This is a genomic window from Kitasatospora sp. NPDC088351, assembly GCF_040685575.1.
Classification (GTDB): Bacteria; Actinomycetota; Actinomycetes; order Streptomycetales; family Streptomycetaceae; genus Kitasatospora.
The window spans coordinates 73,137-90,143 of sequence record NZ_JBFBIL010000023.1; the positions used below are offsets into that span (position 1 = coordinate 73,137).

15 protein-coding genes are annotated in these 17,007 nt (G+C 73.0%); 11 read left to right on the forward strand and 4 right to left on the reverse strand.

Going from position 1 to position 17,007, the window contains the following annotated elements:
- Nucleotides 1-22 precede the first annotated feature (22 nt).
- A complete protein-coding gene (gene galK, locus AB0P06_RS18340; RefSeq protein ID WP_363608441.1) occupies nt 23-1,153 on the forward strand; it encodes a galactokinase in 1,131 nt (376 codons plus the stop codon).
- Nucleotides 1,154-1,213: 60 nt separating this feature from the next.
- Here the strand turns inward: galK and AB0P06_RS18345 are convergent, their stop codons facing one another.
- Entirely contained in the window at nt 1,214-1,900 is a 687-nt protein-coding gene (locus AB0P06_RS18345; protein ID WP_363608443.1) for a ScbR family autoregulator-binding transcription factor, read from the reverse strand.
- Nucleotides 1,901-2,136: 236 nt separating this feature from the next.
- On the opposite strand from AB0P06_RS18345, the gene AB0P06_RS18350 reads away from it, so the two are divergent.
- The gene (locus AB0P06_RS18350) at nt 2,137-3,219 is read left to right on the forward strand and encodes a ScbA/BarX family gamma-butyrolactone biosynthesis protein (RefSeq protein ID WP_363608445.1); all 1,083 of its coding nucleotides are present in this window, start codon (nt 2,137-2,139) and stop codon (nt 3,217-3,219) included.
- A gap of 417 nt (nt 3,220-3,636) precedes the next feature.
- Nucleotides 3,637-4,311, forward strand: coding sequence for an HAD-IB family hydrolase (locus tag AB0P06_RS18355; protein WP_363608447.1), 675 nt, complete (start codon nt 3,637-3,639; stop codon nt 4,309-4,311).
- Between the two features lie 13 nt (nt 4,312-4,324).
- Here AB0P06_RS18355 and AB0P06_RS18360 read toward each other — a convergent pair whose 3' ends face one another.
- A complete protein-coding gene (locus tag AB0P06_RS18360) occupies nt 4,325-4,906 on the reverse strand; it encodes a TetR/AcrR family transcriptional regulator (protein WP_363608449.1) in 582 nt (193 codons plus the stop codon).
- A gap of 327 nt (nt 4,907-5,233) precedes the next feature.
- Between AB0P06_RS18360 and AB0P06_RS18365 the strand changes: the two genes are divergently transcribed.
- From AB0P06_RS18365 to AB0P06_RS18395, 7 genes are all read left to right on the forward strand, one after another.
- Complete coding sequence (locus AB0P06_RS18365; protein ID WP_363608451.1) at nt 5,234-6,454, forward strand: transposase; 1,221 nt, start codon at nt 5,234-5,236, stop codon at nt 6,452-6,454.
- A gap of 289 nt (nt 6,455-6,743) precedes the next feature.
- Nucleotides 6,744-7,952 (forward strand): acyl-CoA dehydrogenase family protein, encoded by a 1,209-nt coding sequence (locus AB0P06_RS18370; protein WP_363608453.1) that lies wholly within the window; start codon nt 6,744-6,746, stop codon nt 7,950-7,952.
- Nucleotides 7,953-8,106: 154 nt separating this feature from the next.
- Nucleotides 8,107-9,174, forward strand: a complete 1,068-nt coding sequence (locus AB0P06_RS18375; RefSeq protein ID WP_363608455.1) for an alcohol dehydrogenase catalytic domain-containing protein — start codon at nt 8,107-8,109, stop codon at nt 9,172-9,174.
- A 65-nt stretch (nt 9,175-9,239) separates the two neighbouring features.
- Complete coding sequence (locus AB0P06_RS18380; protein WP_363608457.1) at nt 9,240-10,814, forward strand: trehalose-6-phosphate synthase; 1,575 nt, start codon at nt 9,240-9,242, stop codon at nt 10,812-10,814.
- A gap of 72 nt (nt 10,815-10,886) precedes the next feature.
- On the forward strand, nt 10,887-11,387 hold the full coding sequence (locus AB0P06_RS18385; RefSeq protein WP_363608459.1) for a flavin reductase family protein: 501 nt from the start codon (nt 10,887-10,889) through the stop codon (nt 11,385-11,387).
- Nucleotides 11,388-11,481: 94 nt separating this feature from the next.
- Nucleotides 11,482-12,477, forward strand: coding sequence for a Gfo/Idh/MocA family oxidoreductase (locus AB0P06_RS18390; RefSeq protein WP_363608461.1), 996 nt, complete (start codon nt 11,482-11,484; stop codon nt 12,475-12,477).
- An 88-nt stretch (nt 12,478-12,565) separates the two neighbouring features.
- Nucleotides 12,566-13,561, forward strand: a complete 996-nt coding sequence (locus AB0P06_RS18395) for a methyltransferase (protein ID WP_363608463.1) — start codon at nt 12,566-12,568, stop codon at nt 13,559-13,561.
- 109 nt (nt 13,562-13,670) lie between these two features.
- On the opposite strand, the gene AB0P06_RS18400 is transcribed toward AB0P06_RS18395, so the two are convergent.
- Both AB0P06_RS18400 and AB0P06_RS18405 read right to left on the reverse strand, forming a co-directional pair.
- Complete coding sequence (locus AB0P06_RS18400) at nt 13,671-14,753, reverse strand: LLM class flavin-dependent oxidoreductase (protein ID WP_363608465.1); 1,083 nt, start codon at nt 14,751-14,753, stop codon at nt 13,671-13,673.
- Nucleotides 14,754-14,839: 86 nt separating this feature from the next.
- Nucleotides 14,840-15,196, reverse strand: coding sequence for a helix-turn-helix domain-containing protein (locus AB0P06_RS18405; protein WP_363608467.1), 357 nt, complete (start codon nt 15,194-15,196; stop codon nt 14,840-14,842).
- Between the two features lie 221 nt (nt 15,197-15,417).
- On the opposite strand from AB0P06_RS18405, the gene AB0P06_RS18410 reads away from it, so the two are divergent.
- Nucleotides 15,418-16,890: an MFS transporter gene (locus AB0P06_RS18410; protein ID WP_363608469.1), complete on the forward strand. Its 1,473-nt coding sequence runs from the start codon at nt 15,418-15,420 to the stop codon at nt 16,888-16,890.
- Nucleotides 16,891-17,007: the final 117 nt, after the last annotated feature.

Sequence of the window (17,007 nt, forward strand, 5' to 3'; positions counted from 1 at the left end):
TCCACCCGGGAGAGCAGACACCATGACCACCTTCCACGAGCTCTTCGGCCACGCCCCGACCGGGGAGTGGGCGGCACCGGGCCGGGTGAACCTGATCGGTGAACACACCGACTACAACCTCGGGTTCGTCCTGCCGATCGCCCTGCCGCAGACCGTCCGCGCCCGGGCCCGCCGACGCGACGACGGCCGGCTGCGGCTCTACAGCGTCCAGGGCGACGGCCGGGTCGCCGAGCTGGCCGTCGCCGACCTCGCCCCCGGCACGGTGGCGGGCTGGGCGGGCTATCCCGCCGCCGTGGTCTGGGCCCTGCGGCAGGCCGGCCACCCGGTCGGCGGCGCCGACCTGCTCCTCGACAGCGACGTGCCGACCGGCGCGGGCCTCTCCTCCTCCGCCGCGCTGGAGTGCGCGGTCGCCTCCGCCTACAACGACCTGTACGGCCTCGGCCTCGCCGCACAGGACCTCGCGGTCGTCGCACAGCAGGCCGAGAACCGGTTCGTCGGCGTGCCCTGCGGCGTGATGGACCAGATGGCGTCGATGTGCGGCCGCGCGGGAACCGCGCTCCACCTGGACGCCCGCGACCTGTCCATCCGGCACGTGCCGTTCGACCTGGCGAGCGCGGGCCTGCGGCTGCTGGTCATCGACACCCGGACCAGGCACGACCTCGCCGACGGTGCGTACGCGGCGCTGCGCGCCGGCTGCGAGCGGGCCGCGGCGCTGCTCGACCTGCCCGCCCTGCGCGACGTTCCGCCGTCCGGCCTCGATCCCGCGCTCGGCCGGCTGCCCGCCGAACTGCGGCCGCTGGTACGGCACGTGGTGACCGAGAACGAGCGGGTGCGCCGGGCCGTCGCCCTGCTCGACGCCGGTGACCCGGCCGGGCTCGGGCCGGTCCTCACCGCCGGGCACGCCTCGCTGCGCGACGACTACCGGGTCTCCTGCCCGGAGACGGACCTGGCGGTCGAGGCCGCCCTGTCCGCCGGGGCGCTCGGCGCCCGGATGACCGGCGGCGGCTTCGGCGGCTCGGTGATCGCCCTGGTGGCCGTGGGCGCCGCCGACGAGACGGCGGCCGCGGTGGCGGCGGCCTTCCGGCGGGCCGGGTACCCCGAGCCGGGCCTCGTCCACGCGATCGCGTCCGCCGGGGCCCGTCGGGTGTCCTGACGGACCCCGGCAGGGGGGCGGCCGGTCCGCGTGTTCCGTCCCCGCCCCGCTGACCGGGCGTCACGACTCCAGGACGGAGAGCGGTTCGGGGAGCGCGCTCTCGGCGCACGGGATGACGGTCCTGATGATCTCCATGGTCCGCTCGGTGAGGTCGGCCCGGTTGCCGAGCACCCAGGAGATGTGCTGGGCGCCGAAGAAGGCGGAGACCAGCACCTTGGCGAGGACGGCGGGCGTGGTCGAGCGGGCGAGCTCGCCGCGCTCGGCCCCGTGCTCCAGCCAGGAGCAGATCAGCGCGGTGTAACCCTGGTAGGGCAGCGGGAGTTCGGCCTCGATCGCCGCCCGCTCGATCTGCAGCCGGGCGCCGGCCTGCATCACGGTGTCGTCGCGCAGGGCCGCCGCCGTGCGCAGCAGCAGTTCGGCGACGGAGGCGATCGGCGGCAGGCCGAGCTGCTCCACCCGGCCCGCGATGGCCGCGATGCGGCGGTAGAACTCGTCGGCGATGCTGAGGGCGAGGGCTTCCTTGTTGGCGTAGTGGAAGTACACCGCGCCCTTCGTCATCCCGGACAGCTGGGCGACGTCGAGGATGGTGACGGCGGGGAAGCCGTTCTCGGCGAAGGCCTGGGCGGCGGCGTGCAGGATCCGCTCCTGGGTGCGGACGGCCCGTTCCTGTTTGAGTTCCTTGCCCCGGGCCGTCTGCGGCGGGGTGGTGGTGGGCCCGGGGAGGCGTTGTCCCTGCGGCGCTCTCATGATCGGCCTCTCTCGGACGCGGTGGACGGGGGTGCGGTGGACGCTGGTGCCACACGACGTAACAGTGAACGGCCGGCCCTTGAAACAAACCTTCGTAAAGGTAGATTTGAGAGCGCTGGCGGGCCGGGCCCGTAAGGGCTCGCCCACGACCTCTGGGGGGAGAACATGCGGCAATACCATGTGCGACGTGCGGTCCGGAGAACGGTGACGCGGCGGGTGACCCGGCGGCCGGGACCGTGACGGCCGCCCCGGTCCTGGCCGGCCCCACCCCGCCAGGAGCCCGACTGACGTTCGACCGGACGATACCCCGGCACCTCGTCCACCGTGCGGCCGTCGCCGAGGTGTTCGTGACGGACGCGGTCGCGCTCGGCGGCGACCGCTTCCTGGTCGGCGCGCAGTGGCCGAGGGACCACGCGCTCTACCACCCGGACCCGCAGGGGGTGAGTGATCCGCTGCTCTTCGCGGAGACCATCCGTCAGGCGCTGGTCTGTCTCGCGCACTGGCACTACGGAGTGCCGCTGACCCACCGGTTCGTGGGCAGCGACATGGACTTCGAGATCACCGACCCCGGGGCGCTGCGGGTCGGCACGGAGCCGCTGCGGGCCGAACTCCTGGCGCGGTGGCACTGGGTGGACAACCGGCCGCCGCGACGGTTCGGGATGCGGCTGGAGGTGGTGCTCAGCATCGCGGGCCGCGAGTGCGGCCGTGGCGGTCTGCGGGTCGTCGCCCTCGACGAGCGGACCTACCGGGTGCTGCGCGGGCGCCGCTCCGAGGCCGGTCCCGGCCCGGCCGGGCCGGTTGCCGGGGGGACCGTCGCGCCGGAGGCGGCGCGCCGGAGGGTCCGGCCGTGGCGGGTGGGCAGGCTGCGGGGCAAGGACAGTGTGCTCGTCCCGGGCCCGTCGCCGCGCGAGTGGCGGATGCTGGTCGACCTCGACCACGCCATCCTCTTCGACCACCCCACCGACCATGTGCCGCTGATGGCCCTGCTGGAGGGCGTCCGGCAGTTGGGGCACCTGCTGGTCCACGACCCCGCGGCGGGACCGCCCGTCGTCGGCCCGCGGGCCCTTGGCCCGCAGGTCCTCCTCGCCCTGACGACACGCTGCCTGGCCTTCGCGGAGCTGGACGAGCCCCTTCTCCTCGCGGTGCGGGGCGGGGTGACGAGGGCGTCCGGCCGGGGGCGGCTGGCGATCGACGTGCTCCAGGGAAACACGGTGCTCATGACATCGGAGACGGACTGGGGCGGGGCCGGTCCGGGTGATGCGATGGCGAACCATGGACTCCGACCTCCCTTTTTCGTGACCGCCGACAGGCACCCTTAGAAATACCGTCGGGAAGGAATGGGAGCAACGGGATCATCCTTTCCTTGAAGATCCCTTTACCGTGAGCCGGGGTGCCGGCCGCACTTCGGGGCGTTCCCGGGTCGGGGCCGGCCGCCGGTCCGGTTCGGCGGCCGGTGGCCGGAGTGACAACTGACTGCTCGTCATAATTCCTTGCAGGTAGGGGAAGTGTGTCCATCAGTGCGCGCCGGTCCGGCCGGGACCGGCGGTCGGGCGGTGGCGTGGCCCGGCCCGCACGGCCGCACCACCGGCCGTGCGGGCCCGGTGAATCGTCCTTCACCAAACCTTCCATCGTCGTTCTCCTCCCGCGGCGCCGGCCGTCGCCCCGTCGAACCGCGCGTCCCTCGTTCCGCGTCCACTCTCCCGCCCGCGCCCCCCGCTCCGTACCGGAGGAACCGCATGGCCGTCCCAGAGCCCACCCGGCTGGTGTTCAGCGACGTCGACGAGACGCTGCTCACCCGCAAGAGCCTGTTCGACTTCCTGGACTACTACTTCACCCGCCGCTACGGTGCCGCCGGTGCGCGGCACGTCGACCAGACGCGCCGCTGCCTGACGGCCCTGGCGGCGGCCGGCGCCCCGCGGGAGCGCGGAAACCTGGCCTACTACCGGGCGTGGGAGGGTCAGCACGAAGCCTCGGTCGCCGAGTCGGCGCGGCGCTGGTTCGTCGCGGCCAGCGCCGAGAAGGGCTTCTACCGGGCGCGGACCCGCGCCGAACTGCGGCGGCACCAGGCCGAGGGCGGCCTCCTGGTGCTGGTGTCGGGCGGGTTCCCGGCCCTCCTGGAGCCCGTCGCCGCGGACATCGGCGCACGGCACCTGGTGTGCACCAATCCCGAGGTCCGCGAAGGCCGTTACACCGGCGGGGTGGTCGGCGACCCGGTCATCGGCGCGGGCAAGGGGGCCGCCGTGCGCCACCTCATCGGCGCCTACCCGCACCTCGGGCCGCAGGAGTGCTACGGCTACGGCGACCACGTCTCCGACCTGCCGATGCTGGCCGAGGTCGGCCACCCGGTGGTGGTGGGCGCGGACCCGGCCCTGCTGGCCGCGCTGCCCGGTGCGCGGGTCCTGCCGGACTGACGCCCGCGGCCGGTCAGGCCGCGGGCGGCAGGACGAGCCGCCAGATCTCCTGGACCTGTGCGGGGAAGGTGTCCAGCCGGCACGCGGAGGTGGCGGTGTAGTAGGTGCCGAAGACGGAGGCGATCACGAACCCGCTGAGCGCCGAGGGTTCGTGACCGTCCTCCAGTTCGCCGAGCCGCTGGGCATCCCGGACCAGACGGGTCATCACCAGGGACAGGTCCGTGATCACGTCCGGGGTCTGGCTGCGGGACTGGGCCTCCTCGACGACCAGGTGGAGCCCGGCCCGGAAGCGCAGACAGGTGTGGAGCAGACCGACGAGGCCGAAGGTGATCTGACGCAGCACCCCGAGCGGGTGCCGGTCGGATTCCTCGACCTGGTCGAGGACGCCGCGCCAGGCATGGTCGAAGGGGGCGGTGAGCGCCGCGGCGAGTTTCTCCTTCGAGGAGAAGTGCGCGTACAGCGCGCCTTTGGTCATTCCCGTCCGGACCGCTATGCGTTGCAGGTTCGCTCCGGCGTACCCGTGCCGGACGAACTCGTCGGCAGAGGCGTCGAGGAGCAGCTCATGCGTCCTCCACGCCCGTTCCTGCTTGATCACGATGCCTCTCAGCCGTTGTCGGCGAACGTGGCCGGCGAAACGCCGGAACCGTCTTCTGTGAATCTTTTACCGCGGGCGGGTCCGGCAACAAGGGCGGTGCGGCGGGCGGTGGACGATTGAGCCATCTTCGGCCGGTCGCCGGAGCGGTGTGCGGCGGCCGTGCGCGGTCGCGGGCGCCGTGTGCGCGGGCGTGTGTGCAGGTCGGGGCGGGAGGTTGCAAAGTCGTCGACCGCTCCGTCAAAACTGACGTTCGAGAAGGTATTTTTGTCTGCGGTCGATCGCGCAGACGCATCATCGGTGCACCATACAAGGGGGAGTGAACGTCACATGCGGTCAGACGACATTCAGGACGTGGCGCCGGCCGGAAGACCTCTCCTACAGACGTTCATGGAGGAGGTCTTCGACTCGCTGCACCGTGCCGATCAGCGTCGCTGGGCCCGGGCGTACCTGGGCGGGCTGCTCAGCGTCCCCGGCAAGAAGACGCTGCAGCAGCTGGCGCGGACGGTCGCGCCGACCTCGGCCGCCGTCCACGGGCTGCAGCAGTTCATCAACGCCAGCCCGTGGGACTGGGGGCCGGTGCGCCAGGCACTGGCCCGGACGGTGGCCGAGAGCGCGGTGCCGCGCGCCTGGAGCGTGGCGGAACTGACCATCCCCAAACGCGGCGACCACTCGGTGGGGGTCCACCGGCGCTTCGACGCGGCATCCGGACGAACCGTCAACTGCCAGCAGGCGAGCGGCTCCTTCCTGGTCACGGACACCCACTGCGTCTCGGTGGACTGGCGGCTGCTGCTCTGCGAGGCCTGGTGCGAGGACGAGCGGCGCCGCCGGCGGGCCCGGATCCCGGACGGGGTCGCGGCCCGGCCCTCCTGGACCCACGTCCTGGACTTCGCGACCGCGGTCGCCGCCCACCCCCGGCTGGCCTCCGTGCCCTGGGTACTGGACCTGCGGCACGAGCCCGACATCGCACCGGTGGCCGCCGGACTCGCCCAGCTGGGCATGGACTTCGTCTGCGAGGTGGGCCCCGGGCAGCCGGTGCGGCCCCCCGCCCGCACACCGTCCCCGCCGGTGGGGATCGGGGCGCTGATGGCGCGCAGCCAGACCCGCCAGCCGCATCTGGTGGTCCGTCAGTTGCCGTCCGGCCGGCCCGAACCGTTCACCGTCCACTCGGGGCTGGTCCGGCTGCCCCGGACGGAGGCCTCCGGCGCCGCGCCCCGGCGCACCTACCGGGTGCTGGTCAGGCCCGCCCCGAGCGGGCAGCACCCCGCCCGGTACTGGATCACCAGCCTGACCGAACGCCGGGTGGAGGACGTGCTGGCGCTCGCCCGGGCCGTCCCGGCGGCCGAGCGCGCCATGGCCGACCTGGCGGAGAACTTCGGGGTCCTGGACTTCGAGGGCCGCTCCTACCCGGGCTGGCACCACCACATGACGATGGCCTCGGCGGCCGCCGCCTACAGCCGGCTGCACACCGGCCCCGCCGGCGCGCGGGCCCCGCTCACCGCCCGGGTGCCCGCGCACCGGGCGGCCGGGCCGGAGCGCCGCTCCGCCTGACCGCCGGCCGGGCTCCGCGGGCGCCGGCCGGGGCCCGCGGAGCCCTGCGACTTCCGGAGGTCGCGCTTGTCCGGAGGCGGCCGCGCGCCCGAGAATGGAACCGGCGCGGGAATCCCCGGAGCCGTTTTCCGGAAAGGCCGCGGAAATCGCGGGCCGCCCCGCCGCAATTCCCTGTTCCGTTCGGTGACACCGGTACGCCTTGGCGCTGCCGGTCCGCTGTGCCTGCATTGTGCCTGCGTTGTGCCGGGTCGCATACCGGTAATCGCCGAAATCAAGCGAAGGATCGAGGATGACTGTCGCGAATTCAGCTCCGGCCGAGGGGCGACTGCTCCGGGCCGGTTATTCGGACGAGACCCGGGAATGGCTGGCGCGGGTGGAGAAGATCGCCCCGCTGGTCGAGGAGAACCGCGAGCGCGGCGACCGGGAGCGGGTCACCCCGCGCCCGGTCTTCGAGGCGCTGCGCGACGCCGGGATCCCGCGGATGTGGGTGTCACGGCAGCTCGGCGGCGGGCAGGTGAGCATCGAGACGGGTTCGGCGGTGATCCAGGCCCTGGCGCAGCTGGACCCGTCCGTCGCCTGGCAGATGGGCGTCCAGGGTGCCATCGGCCGGCTCTCGGACTACCTCCCCGAGCCCACCGCGCGCCGCCTGTTCGAGGAGCACACCGGTTTGGTGGTCGGCGGCGTCAACCCGTCCGGATTCGCCGAGGCCACCGACGGCGGCTTCACCCTCAACGGCGAATGGGCGTTCGCCAGCGGGTCCGCCCACGCCGACTGGCTGGTCTGCGCGGCCTGGGTGACCGAGGGCGGGGAGGTGCGCCGCACCGAGGCCGGCCCGGAGCTGCGCCAGCTCTTCGTCCGCGCCTCGGACGTCGAGATCCGCGACACCTGGCACACGGTCGGCCTGCGCGCGACCGGCAGCAACCACTACCGGGTGGAGAACGTGCGCGTGCCGGTGGAGTACACCGTCGCGGGCGCGGAGATGTACCGCCCGCCGGCGCCGAGGGCGTCCCGGGCCTACGACATCAGCTACTACGACTTCGGCCCGTTCACCTCGGCCTCGACGGCCCTGGGGATCGCGCAGAACGCCGTCGACTCCTTCAAGGAGCTCGCCGCGGGCAAGACCAGGACGGCCGGCAGCAGCACCCTCGCGCAGAGCCACGTCGTCCAGGAGAAGCTGGCCCGGGCGGAGTTCCAGGTGTACGCGGCGCGGGTCCTGCTGCTCGACACCGCCCGCCGGGTCCAGGAGTTCGGCCCGACCGGCGGCGACCCGCTGAGCGCCGTGGCCCGGCTCACCGCCGCCACCGTCGCCGAGCAGGCGGTGGCGGCCGTGGACGCCGCGTACGACCTCGCCGGGGCCACCTCGGTCTACGAGACCAGCCGGCTCGAACGCTGCTTCCGCGACGTCCACTCGGCCGTCAAGCACATCACGCTCTCGCCGACCCACTTCGAGATGGCCGGCCAGTACCTGCTCGGCGGCGGTCTCCAGATGCGGCGGTAGCACCGCGCCACCGTCCTGCCCGTGTCACCGTCCTGTTCGTGTCACCGCACCGCCGCTTCGCCGTTCCGCCGCGCCACCGCACCGCCCGTGTCACCGCTGCCCGTGTCACCGCTCCCACCCTCCGCCTTCGGACAACTGAGATGAGGAAACAGGCATGGAGACGATGAAGGCCGTACAGCTTCTGGCCCCGCGCAAACCGGTACTGGCCGAACTGCCCATCCCGAAGACGCCCGCCGACGGGCTGCTCATGAAGACCCGCTGCGTGTCGATCTGCTCCACCGACATCTCCTTCTTCGAGGGCCATCTCTTCCCCTCCGAGTACCCGGTGATCCTCGGTCACGAGTACCTGGGCGAGGTCATCGACATCGGCCCCGAATTCGACCAGCACGGCGCCGACATCGCCGTCGGCGACCGCGTCGTCTACTGGGGCCAGACCGACTTCGGCGGGTTCGCCGAGTACCGCACCGTGCGGCCGATCTTCTCCGGGCAGGTGAAGGAGGACGTCTTCGCCGCCGACCGCAACTTCCACGACGACCACCGGGCCGCGGCGGTGAAGATCCCGCAGGAACTGAGCGACCTGGAGGCGTCGTTCATCGAGCCGGTCACGGGCGCGCTGCGCTCGGTGCTCTCCAACCCGCCGCAGGTCGGTGACCGGGTCCTGATCCTGGGCACCGGCCCGATCGGTGTGATCGCGGGGAGCATCATCCGCCGGCTGCTGGCCCCCAACTCGGTCGTCTCGGTGGACGCCAACCCGGCCCGCAACGATTTCGCCGAGCAGCAGTTCTCCCAGCGCTCCTACCTGCCGGACGAGTTGATCGAGACCGTCGAGGACGGCGCCTTCGACTACGTCTTCGACGCGCTGCCCACGGTCAAGGTCTCCGACGAGACCAAGGACCCACGCCGGGTGGCGATGCGCAAGCTCCGGGCCGGCGGCCAGTACGTGCTGTACGGGGCCTCGCAGGAGATGCAGAAGTTCGACACCTGGCTGATGCTCGCCAAGGGCATCACCATCCGGTCCGCGCCCTTCGACGTGACCAGCTTCCCGATGCACAAGAGCGCCAATGTGATCGCCTCGGCCATGCAGATGCTGCTGTCGGGCGTGGTGAACGGCAAGGCCCTGCTCTCCACCGTGCACAAGTTCAGCGACTACGACGGTCTGGTGGACATCTTCGAGAACTACCGGAGCACGACCGATCTCAAGACGATCGTCGACTTCCGCTAGGACTTCTCCGAGGCAGCCACCCCCGCCCCGTCCACCGCCGCGATTCCCCGAGAGAGGTACGTCGGATGCACGAGCAGAGGAGCGCGGCGCCGCCCGGCGGGGCCGGACTCGTGGTGGTGGCCAACCGGTTGCCGGTGAGTCTGGAGCGCGACGCGGACGGCACCGAGCGGTGGCGGCACAGCCCGGGCGGGCTGGTCAACGCCCTCGAACCGTTCCTGCGCGCGCACCAGGGGGCCTGGGTGGGCTGGCCCGGCGCGAGCGGTGCGAGCGCGGCGCCGCCCCCGCAGGACGACGGCCTGCGACTGCACCCCGTCGAGCTGACCGCCGAGGACGTCCGCGACTTCTACGAGGGCTTCTCCAACGCGACGCTCTGGCCGCTCTACCACGACGTGGTGATGCCCCCGGAGTACCACCGCCACTGGTGGGACGCCTATGTCCGGGTCAACCGGATCTTCGCGAAGGCCGCCGCCGAGGTCGCCGCCCCCGGGGCCACCGTCTGGGTCCAGGACTACCAGCTCCAGCTGGTGCCCGCGATGCTGCGGGAGCTGCGGCCGGACGTCCGGATCGGGTTCTTCCTGCACATCCCGTTCCCGCCGGTGGAGCTGTTCATGCAGCTCCCCTGGCGCACCGAGATCGTCCGGGGCCTGCTCGGCGCCGACCTGATCGGATTCCAACGCCCGGGCGGTGCACGGAACTTCCAGTGGCTGGCCGAGCGGCTGGCCGGTCTGCGGCCGGACCGCGAAACCCGCGACCCGGCGGACGGGCCCGGGCGGCTGCGGGTCGGCGGGCGCGGCGTCACGGTGGGCGCCTTCCCGGTCTCGGTGGACGCGGCGGCCCTGGGCCGGCTGGCACGGAGCCCCGGGGTCCGGCGCCGGGCCCGGCAGATCCGCGCCGAACTCGGCAACCCGCGCCGGATCGTGCTCGGCGTGGACCGGCTCGACTACACCAAGGGCATCGACGTCCGGCTCCGGGCCGTGCACGAGATGCTGGCGGCGGGCCGGATCAGGCCGGAGGAGGTGACGATGGTTCAGATCGCCACCCCCAGCCGGGAACGCGTCGACCACTACGTCCGGATGCGGGAGGACATCGAGCGCACGGTGGGGCGGATCAACGGGGAGTTCGGGCGGGTCGGCTACCCGGCCGTGCACTATCTGCACACCTCGGTCGGGCCGGAGGAACTCGTCGCCTTCTACTGCGCGGCCGACGTCATGCTGGTCACGCCGCTGCGGGACGGCATGAACCTGGTCTGCAAGGAGTACGTGGCCTGCCGGTACGACCTCGGCGGCGCCCTGGTGCTCAGCGAGTTCGCCGGTGCCGCAGCCGAGCTGGAGGCGGCGTTCCAGGTCAACCCGCACCACCTGGACGAGGTGAAGTCGGGTCTGGCCCTGGCCCTCGACGTCCCGGCGGAGGAGGGGGCCCGGCGGATGGCGCAGTTGCGCCGGCAGGTGCTCGGCCATGACGTCGGCCACTGGGCGCAGTCCTTCCTGAGTGCCCTCGACGGGACGGCCGGGCCGGCCGGCGGCCCGGCCGCCGCCACGACACCGGCGACCGCGCCGACCGTCCGCGCGCCGTCCCCCGACTCGCCCGCGAGCACGATGACCTGGGGCCCGACGTCCGCTCCCGGCCGCACGACCACGTGACCGGGCCGGCATCCGCCGCCCGACGGCCCGCGCGCGGGCCCGCTCCTGAACCGACCGAGAACGGAGGCCCCGATGCCCGTCAACCAGGCCGACTTCACCCTGGCGATGTCCCGTGTCCCCTCGCCCGTCACCGTCGCCACGACGGTGGACGCGGTCGGCCGCCACTGGGGTTTCACCGCGAGCTCCTTCACCTCGCTCTCCCTCGACCCGCAGCTCGTCCTGATCTGCCTGGACAAGGCCGCCAGTACCCACGCCGCCTTCCTGGCGGCCGAGCACTTCCTGGTCAACGTCCTGGCGCACGACCAGGCCGAGGTGGCCCGGCGGTTCGCCACCTCGGGCATCGACCGCTTCGCGGCCGGCGACATGGTGCCCTGCGAACTGGGGCTCCCCGGGCTGGCCTCGGCGTCGGCCCGGGTCGCCTGCGCCACCCACCGGATCCTGGACGGCGGCGACCACAGCATCCTGGTCGGCCGGGTGGAGCGGACGCACGCCGGCAGCGGCCCGCCCCTGGTCTACAGCGACCGGGCGTTCACCCGGCCCGAACCGGCCGCCCGGCTGGCCCGGGCCCGGTGACCGGCCCGGTCGCCGCGGTCTGCCCGCTCTGCCTGGTCTGCCCGCTCTGCCTCGTCGGCCTGAACGGCCTGCCGCGCCCGGCCGGGCGACGCCGGTGAAGCGCGTCCGGCTGGCCGTCCTCGGTACCGCCCACGTCCACCTCGCCGACCACCTCGACGTGGTGGCCGCGGACCGGCACACCGAACTGGCCGCCGTCCACCGGGGATCGGGCCCCTGGCCGCCCCGGCTGGCCGGTGTACGGCCGGCGACCGCCGACGAGGCGCTGGCCGGGGCCGATGCCGCACTGGTCGCCTCGACCACGGCCGAACACGGCCCCCTGCTGCGCCGGGTGGCCGCCGCCGGGCTGCCGGTGCTGGTGGAGAAGCCGCTCGCCGGCTCGGCCGCGCAGACCGCCGAACTGCTCGCGGTGCTGGCGTCCGGCGGCCGTCCGGCGACCACCGCGATGTTCCTGCGCTGCGCCCCGGCGTTCGGACGGCTGCGGGCTCTGCTGGCCGCCCGGGCGTTCGGCGAACTGGCCTCGGTGGAAGCCGGGTTCAGCCATCCGGGGCTGCCGGACGGCCTGTTCGACGGCCCGGCCGGCTGGATGCTGGACGCGGCGCACGGCCCGGCCGGCGCCTTCGCCGACCTGGCCGTCCATCTGGTGGACCTGCTCGGCTGGCTGGCGCCCGGGGCCGGCCTGCGGGTGCTCGGGGCGGTGCTCCGGCACCGGCCGGGCCTGGCCGCGGACGTCGGCGGGGCGGCGCTGCTCTCCTGGGGCGGGGTGCCGGTCTCGGTGCGCGCCGGGTGGGCCTCCCGCCCCGGCGGTGTGTCGGTGCGGGTGGAGGGGGAGCGCGGGACGGCCCGGGTGGACGGTGGCCGGCTGACCCTCACCGGCGCGGGTGAGCGGGTGGAGGAGTATCCGCCGCCGCGGGCCGGTGCGGCCCTGGAGGGGTTCCTGGCCGGCCTGCGCGGTGAACGGCGCTGGGCGGCGCCGACCTGCGCCGAGATCCTGCGCGGCGCCCGGGTCATGGACGCGATCGGACGGCGGACTTCCCAAAGTCTCATCGATCCGGCCCCGAGCACCCCACAACCGGCCTGCCATCCTAAATAATACGTATTGTCGTACGGAGCCTGCTCTGGGCGCCGGGAACACAACCGGAGGAGAATCAATGTCTTCGCCCCTATCCCCAACCCCGTTGATGGACCTGACCCTGGGCGTGTACGCGTTCAAGGGGCTGGCGCTGGCGACCGAGCTCGAGGTCTTCACCGAGCTGGCCGGCGGCAAGGGCGTCACCCTGGACGCGTTCGCGCGGCGGCACGGGATCCACGAGCGCCCGGCCGAGCTGCTGCTCACGGCGCTGGTCTCGCTCGACCTGCTGGTCCTCGACGACGAGGGGTTCTACCGCAACTCGGCGGTCTCCGAGGAGTTCCTGGTCAAGGGCAAGCCGCGGTACTTCGGCGGCTGGGTGACGCTGGTCGACAAGCACGAGTACCCGGCCTACATCAAGATGCTGGACTCGCTGCGCGGCAACCACCCGACCACCTGGGACGTGGAGAACCAGAAGTCGCTGTTCCAGCCGGACGACCCGGTGGTCAAGGAGCACTTCTGGGACGCGATGCACTCGCTGTCCGCCTACACGGCCGGCCGGCTCGCGGAGTCGATCGACTTCAGCGGGATCAAGCGGCTGCTGGACGTCGGCGGCGGCGGCGCGGCGTACGACATCGAGCTGTGCCGTCGTCACCCGCACCTGAAGACCACCGTGTTCGACCTGCCGTTCGTCTGCGAGCTCACCAGGCCCCGGGTCGAGGCGGCCGGCCTGGCCGACCGGATCGACTTCGCCAGCGGTGACTTCTTCGAGGTCGGCGGGGTGCCCGGCGGCTACGACGCGATCCTGCTCTCCAACATCCTGCACGACTGGGGCATCGAGGACGCGCGCAAGATCCTGCGGGCCTGCGCCGAGGCGCTGCCCTCCGGCGGTGTGCTGCTGGTGACCGAGTCCTTCGTGGACGACGACAAGCGCGGGCCCGCGCCGGCGGCGCTGATGAGCCTGAACATGCTGGTCGAGACCTGGGGCCGGAACTACACGGCGGCCGAGTACGGGGAGTGGGCGGCCGAGTTCGGGCTCAAGCCCGAGGGCGTCGTCCCGTTCGAGGGCCAGGGCGCCAACGGCGTCTGGGTCGCCCGCAAGCCCTGAGCCACCCCGGTGGCCGCCGCGACCGCTCGCACCCGGTCGCGGGCACCGCACCCCGAAACGCCCGGCCGGGTTCTCCCCGGCCGGGCGTTTCGGTGCTGTCCGGCTGTGCTCAGCGCAGCAGCGCGGCGCCGCTGCCGACGGCCGGGTGGACCGGCGGCGGTGACACCTGCGCCGGCCGCCCGTCCGCGAACTCCTTGCGCAGCACCGGGACGACCTCCTCGCCGAGCAGGTCGAGCTGCTCCAGCACGGTCTTCAGCGGCAGTCCGGCGTGGTCCATGTTGAACATCTGCCGCTGGTAGTCGCCGAAGTACTCGCGGAAGCGCAGGGTCTTCTCGATCACCTGCTGCGGGCTGCCGACCGACAGCGGGGTGATGTCCATGAACTCCTCCAGCGACGGGCCGTGCCCGTACACCGGGGCGTTGTCGAAGTACGGCCGGAACTCCCGTACCGCGTCCTGGGAGTTCTTGCGCATGAAGGCCTGGCCGCCGAGGCCGACCACGGCCTGTTCGGGCGTGCCGTGGCCGTTGCGGGCGTAGTGCTCGCGGTAGAGCGCGATCAGCTCCTGGAAGTGCTCCTTGGGCCAGAGGATGTTGCTGGCGAAGAAGCCGTCGCCGTAGTAGCCGGCCTGGATGGCGATCTCGGGGCTGCGGATGGAGCCGTGCCAGACGAACGGCGGGACGCCGTCCAGCGGGCGCGGGGTGGCGGTGAAGGACTGCAGCGGGGTGCGGAAGCGGCCCTCCCAGTCCACCACCTCCTCGCGCCACAGGCGGTGCAGGAGCGCGTAGTTCTCGATCGCGAGCGGGATGCCCAGGCGGATGTCCCGGCCGAACCACGGGTAGACGGGCGCGGTGTTGCCGCGCCCGAGCACCAGGTCGACGCGGCCGTCCGCGAGGTGCTGGAGCATCGCGTAGTCCTCGGCGATCTTCACCGGGTCGTTGGTGGTGATCAGGGTGACGGCGGTGGAGAGGATGATCCGCTCGGTGCGCGCGGCGATGTAGGCGAGCAGGGTGGTGGGAGAGGTCGGCACGTGCGGCGGGTTGTGGTGCTCGCCGGTCGCGAAGACGTCGAGCCCCACCTCCTCCGCCTTGGCGGCGATGGCCACCATCGCCTTGATGCGCTCGTGCTCGGTGGCGGCGCGGCCGGTGGTCGGGTCGGGCGTGCAGTCGCCGACGCTGTAGATCCCGAACTGCATGGGTGTCCTCGCAGGGGTGGCAGTGGCAGGTCGTGACGCGCCGGCCACCCGGCCGCGGGGGCCGTGCGGGGATCCGGTGCGTGGGTTCAGCCGGCGGAGTCGGGCCGGTGGCGGGCCGCCTGGACGGCTTCGTCGTCCAGGGCGCCGGCCAGGATGGCGTCGAGCAGCCCGGGGTAGCGGGCGTCCAGGTCGGTGCGGCGCAGCGAGAGCAGGTTCTCCCGCCCGGACGGTTCCTGCCGGATGACGCCGCTGTCGCGCAGGACGCGCCAGTGGTGCGTCATCGTCGACTTGGCCGTCACGCCGAGGACGTTCAGGACGCTGCCGCAGTTGTGCTCCCCGCCGGCGTCGAGGACCCGGACGACGGCCAGCCGTACCGGGCTGCCCAGGGCCGACAGGACACTCTCGATCCGGATCTGGTCGCGTTCTGGGTGGCGAAAACTCATGCTGCCACAGTACCGCGACAGTCCAACAGTGCTCAGCCCCCACCGGACGCCCTTTCCCCGTCTCGTTCCGTCCCCCGCTCCGGCCGGGGGCCGGAACGAGGTTGCCGAACAGTCCTAGAGTACGCAAAGATACAAACAGTCGTACTCAGGACGGGCATTCCTGCCCGAGATTCCCCCGGCCCCGGGCCGCCCGAGACCGGATCCGAGAAGGGTGCACTCCCATGTCCACTTCGTCCGCGCCCACGGGCCCCGCCCAGGGGGGCGCCCGGCACCTGGGCTGGACCCTGGCGCTGCTGGCACTGGCCCAGCTGATCTACGCGCTGGATCTCAACATCGTGTTCGTCGCCCTGCCCGAGATCGGTTCCGACCTCGGGTTCCCCGGCCAGACCCAGCAGCTCGTGGTCAGCGCCTACGTCGTCTTCGCCGGCGGCTTCCTGCTCTTCGGCGGGCGCGCCGCCGACCTGCTCGGGCGCCGCCGGATGTTCGTGCTGGCCCTCACCGTCTACGCGGTCTCCTCGCTGGCCGGTGGCCTGGCCGGCAACCCCGGCGTGATCATCACGGCCCGGGCGATCCAGGGCATCGGCGGCGCGCTGCTGCTGCCGGCCACGCTCTCCCTGATCAACACCCTGTTCGACGAGGGCCCCAAGCGGAACCGCGCCCTCGCCGTCTGGGGCGGCGCGGGCGCCAGTGGCCTGACCCTCGGCGCACTGCTCGGCGGCGTCCTCACCGAGAACTTCGGCTGGCCGGCCGTCTTCTACGTCAACGTCCCGCTGGCCGGCCTGGTCGCCCTCGCCGCGCTGTTCGTCATCCCGCGCGACGCGCCCCGCACCGAGCGCCGCCGCTTCGACCTGCCCGGCGCCCTGAGCGTCACCGGCGGCTCCACGCTGCTCGTCTTCGCCCTCGTCCAGGGCCCCGAACTCGGCTGGCTCAGCGGCTGGGTGGTCGGCGCGTTCGTCCTCGCGGTGGCCCTGCTCGGGCTCTTCGCGCTGATCGAGACCCGCAGCGCCGACCCGCTGCTGCCCTTCCGCGTCTTCCGCAACCGCAACCTGACCGGGGGAGCGGCCATCACCTTCATCTACATGGCCACCTTCGGCGTCCTGCCCTACTTCCTCACCGTGCTGCTGCAGACCGTCCACGGCTACAGCGCCCTGGAGACCGGCCTCGCCTTCCTCGTCCCGTCCCTGGCGATCGCCACCGGCACCCAGCTCGGCGAACGCCTCACCACCCGCAACGGCCTGCGGCCCACCCTGATCGGCGGCTTCGTGGTCGGCGCCGTCGGCACCGCGGCCCTCGCCTTCGGCTTCGACGCGGACGCCGGCTACCTGGCGCTGCTGCCGGGCCTGATCGTCTCCGGCGTCGGCCAGGGTGTCGTCTGGACCGCGATGTGGATCGCCGCCGCGACCGGCACCCCCGACCACGAGCAGGGCGTCGCCAACGGCGCCGCCTCCACCGCGCTCAACCTCGGCAACGCCATCGGCCTGGCCGTCTTCACCGCCATCGCCGACGCCGGCACCGGCGGCAAGACCGGCCACGACCTGCTCTCCGCCACCGCAGACGGCGAGTTCCTGGTCGTCCTGCTCACCGCGGCCGGGATGCTCCTCGGCCTGCTGATCACCCTCACCCTGCGCGGCGGCCGGGCCCAGCCGCCCGCCGCGCCCACCACCCCGACCGAGGAGGCGCTCGCCGCCCACTGATCTCGGGGCCCGCCGATCTCCGGACGGCGGGCGGTGGACCCGGCCTCCCCGGCGCCGGGCACCGCCCGCCGTCCGGTTGGCGTGCCCGCCCGCCGGGTGCCGCGCGAACCTCCCGAA

Coding starts and splice junctions, on each gene's coding strand:
- galK (WP_363608441.1), top strand. CDS start 23: ATGACCACCTTCCACGAGCTCTTCGGCCACGCCCCGACCGGGGAGTGG.
- AB0P06_RS18345 (WP_363608443.1), bottom strand. CDS start 1,900: ATGAGAGCGCCGCAGGGACAACGCCTCCCCGGGCCCACCACCACCCCG.
- AB0P06_RS18355 (WP_363608447.1), top strand. CDS start 3,637: ATGGCCGTCCCAGAGCCCACCCGGCTGGTGTTCAGCGACGTCGACGAG.
- AB0P06_RS18365 (WP_363608451.1), top strand. CDS start 5,234: ATGCGGTCAGACGACATTCAGGACGTGGCGCCGGCCGGAAGACCTCTC.
- AB0P06_RS18370 (WP_363608453.1), top strand. CDS start 6,744: ATGACTGTCGCGAATTCAGCTCCGGCCGAGGGGCGACTGCTCCGGGCC.
- AB0P06_RS18375 (WP_363608455.1), top strand. CDS start 8,107: ATGGAGACGATGAAGGCCGTACAGCTTCTGGCCCCGCGCAAACCGGTA.
- AB0P06_RS18380 (WP_363608457.1), top strand. CDS start 9,240: ATGCACGAGCAGAGGAGCGCGGCGCCGCCCGGCGGGGCCGGACTCGTG.
- AB0P06_RS18385 (WP_363608459.1), top strand. CDS start 10,887: ATGCCCGTCAACCAGGCCGACTTCACCCTGGCGATGTCCCGTGTCCCC.
- AB0P06_RS18395 (WP_363608463.1), top strand. CDS start 12,566: ATGGACCTGACCCTGGGCGTGTACGCGTTCAAGGGGCTGGCGCTGGCG.
- AB0P06_RS18400 (WP_363608465.1), bottom strand. CDS start 14,753: ATGCAGTTCGGGATCTACAGCGTCGGCGACTGCACGCCCGACCCGACC.
- AB0P06_RS18405 (WP_363608467.1), bottom strand. CDS start 15,196: ATGAGTTTTCGCCACCCAGAACGCGACCAGATCCGGATCGAGAGTGTC.
- AB0P06_RS18410 (WP_363608469.1), top strand. CDS start 15,418: ATGTCCACTTCGTCCGCGCCCACGGGCCCCGCCCAGGGGGGCGCCCGG.